The sequence below is a fragment of the Micromonospora sp. NPDC051141 genome, from assembly GCF_044455765.1.
GTDB lineage: Bacteria > Actinomycetota > Actinomycetes > Mycobacteriales > Micromonosporaceae > Micromonospora.
The window spans coordinates 1-2,740 of record NZ_JBITFD010000044.1 but is presented as its reverse complement, the minus strand read 5'-3'; the positions used below and the strand labels follow the sequence as shown (position 1 = coordinate 2,740).

Sequence of the window (2,740 nt, the reverse complement as noted above, 5' to 3'; positions counted from 1 at the left end):
GCGGCTTAGGGCACCTAAGTCCTAGCTCGCTCTGACACACTTACGACAGGTAAGTGTTAACTTGCTCTGACTTTGAGCGGCAGTCCGAGCGGGTGCCGCCGCACACCGTGCTCCCTCCGCTCCGCTGCGGGCGCACGGAGCGTCGGCACCCGCTCACACAGACGCATGACGTGGCAAGCGAGCGAAGCTCGTGCGGCAGCTCATAGACAGGTTCCCCGGAGTCTCGCCAGCGTCGCAGCCGTGTTCGCTCCATCGTTGACCGTGACGAACCCGCTGCTGCCCCGTAAACGGCGCACAGGGCGTAGAACTCGGCGCTTCCGGCAATGGGACACCTCCCCGGTCTCGAAATCGATCCTGAGGCCTCTAGGCACGTGCTGGTAGCGCATCGCCTTGCGCCAGACGTGCTGCTGCGTGGTGTGGTCCCAGACTCGAGTACGCCGGGACAGGCGCCGGAGAGTCCGACTGATCAGCAGGTACTCGTCCCAATCGATTTCGACCTGGCGACGGATCGGCGACAGACCTCGGTAGCCCCAGAACCGCCCGGGCCCGGCCCCTGGAGCCTGCCAAAGCTCCGGAACCTGGTGCTGGTACTCCTTGGCCGCGAATGTGCCGTGCTTGGCGAAGTAGACCGCCAGTCGTTTCGGGTCCGAGGAGCGCATGCCTTCGGCGAAGTCGACGCCTGTACCGGCGGCGATGTGTCGGCGCTTCTGCTCCGGATCAGGGTGTCCGACGATGTCAGCCCAGGTCAGCGAGAGCCATTCCCGAAAAGGCAGTCTGTCGAAGGCAACCGGTCGAAGCCGCGGCTTCGGTTGGCCCGGAATCCATGCCTGAAGCGCTTTCGCGTGCCGTTCCCGCAGGTGAGCGCCGGACAAGCCCTGCGGCGGAACCATATACAGGTGGTAGTGCGGTGCTCCCCGGAACTGGAACTCCAGTTTCCAGACGCCGACCCATTCCGCGCCCCACGCTCGGGCGTACCGCTTGAACAGCGTCTCCAGGTGGCATTTCACGCAGGTCCCGGTAGGTGCGACCTGTTCCCAGTCGCCTGGATAGGTGAGCGTCACCATCGCGGGCACTTGATCGCGCGCGAGCATTGGAGTCCAGTCGATCTCGGCGAGACGGCGAATCATGCGCGCGCGCGATCGCCTCGACCAGGCGTTTATCTGGACTTTCGAGGGTTCTTCGTCTTCTTCGTCCCCTTCCGCCGCCAGCTTGGCCGCGAGCAGCTGCACGTCGAGGTCGTGCCGTCGTCGCGCGCGATCGAGCGCACGTTCTCTGCGCGCGAGGTCAGGCCGTTCGAGCGCGATCACTCCGGGCGCGATCACGATGCGCGGTCGCGGACCTTCGTGTCCGTCCCAGTGGGGAACCGATTGGAAAAGGCCGGCCGCCGCGTCCAAGAGTTCCGGAGTCGGAAACCGAGGAGCCCACAGGTCCCCGAGATCAGGCCCGCTACCGGCGGATTCGCTTACACGGGAAGTTCTGGCACATATAACAAGCCCAGGGCCGCCGGGCACGTCGCCAGCGTCGGCGTGTGGCACCTCGGGGGCGTCACTGCTGGTTGCTATTCTCATTGAGTCGAATCCATCTACCGACGAACCTGGTCAAGGCGTTGTCGTCGGATTTGATCTGGAGGCCCCGCCTGTTACCGCAGGTCGGGGCCTCATTACGTTTACGACCGAAAAGACTTCCATTTCGGAGCCCGGATCTTTGTGCGCCACGCGGGATCTCGGCCAGGAAAGAGCTGCCGCGTGAGCTCCGCTCACTTGCCTCCTGGCACTTCTGCCGCATCTAGGTCCGCACAAAGGAAGAGAGCCAACCTTGTTCAGGTGGCTCTCTCGAAAGGTTTTGCGGCACACGGGCAGTCCGGCTTCTACGCCACGACCGTGAAGTCCCACGCTTCCTGACGCACGATGGCGGCCGCCAGGTCGTCGTAGGAGTGAACGGCGTCCTCGTGGGTTTCGTACTCGACCAGGCCATCAGTGCAGATGCACCAGCCTTTTGTGCGGAAGTTCTGGCTGCCGTGGCACTCGTCGCACAGGCCCCAGAACGTGCTCTCGTGCTGCTGGATGCAGTCAGTGGACTCGCACCGCCATGCACCACACATGCGGCACCATCCGACAGAGTTCAGACGATTCGGACGGGACGGGGACTCGGAAAAGTTCAGCATGGCAAGGCCTTTCGTCCGGAGGTGACGTGTGCCACAAATGGCACGTGTCAACAGTGGCACGCAGGCGAGAGTGTGTCAATAGTGGCACGTGCCGAACATGGCACACTGAGGGGCATGAGCACTCATGACCTCACCGCCGCAGAACGCGAAGCATTGAACGAACTTCTGCCGCCAACCCGACAGACCGGAAATCTTGAGACCGACCTCGCCGAGGCCGCCCGAACCGCCATGCGCCGGCGGATCGACAACAGCCGATGGGGCGGCGCAGTCATCGGCGCACTCCACCGCCAGATCGGATCTTGGCGGCAACTCGAAGACCTCACCGGCATCCCTCACGCCACCGCCAGACGGTGGGCCGCTCCCCCTCCCGGCACCGAATCCAACTGACCCCGACCACAACTGACCACACACCCCACCCGGAACGGCCGCCCAGCGCAGCGACCACCTCGGGTGGGGTGACCTCGTTTCGAGGGCACAGCGAGCGGCTTAGGGCACCTAAGTCCTAGCTCGCTCTGACACACTTACGACAGGTAAGTGTTAACTTGCTCTGACTTTGAGCGGCAGTCCGAGCGGGTG

3 protein-coding genes are annotated in these 2,740 nt (G+C 63.9%); 1 reads left to right on the top strand and 2 read right to left on the bottom strand.

The annotated features are described in order from the left end of the window. Positions 1 to 200: 200 nt before the first annotated feature. Both ACIA6B_RS32500 and ACIA6B_RS32495 read right to left on the bottom strand, forming a co-directional pair. On the bottom strand, positions 201 to 1,307 hold the full coding sequence (locus tag ACIA6B_RS32500) for a hypothetical protein (RefSeq protein ID WP_396779313.1): 1,107 nt from the start codon (positions 1,305 to 1,307) through the stop codon (positions 201 to 203). 560 nt (positions 1,308 to 1,867) lie between these two features. Beyond that, positions 1,868 to 2,164 carry a hypothetical protein gene (locus tag ACIA6B_RS32495; RefSeq protein WP_396779311.1) on the bottom strand — a complete coding sequence of 99 codons (297 nt, stop codon included), beginning with the start codon at positions 2,162 to 2,164 and terminating at the stop codon, positions 1,868 to 1,870. Between the two features lie 114 nt (positions 2,165 to 2,278). Between ACIA6B_RS32495 and ACIA6B_RS32490 the strand changes: the two genes are divergently transcribed. Then, positions 2,279 to 2,551, top strand: a complete 273-nt coding sequence (locus ACIA6B_RS32490) for a hypothetical protein (protein ID WP_094028475.1) — start codon at positions 2,279 to 2,281, stop codon at positions 2,549 to 2,551. Positions 2,552 to 2,740 lie beyond the last annotated feature (189 nt).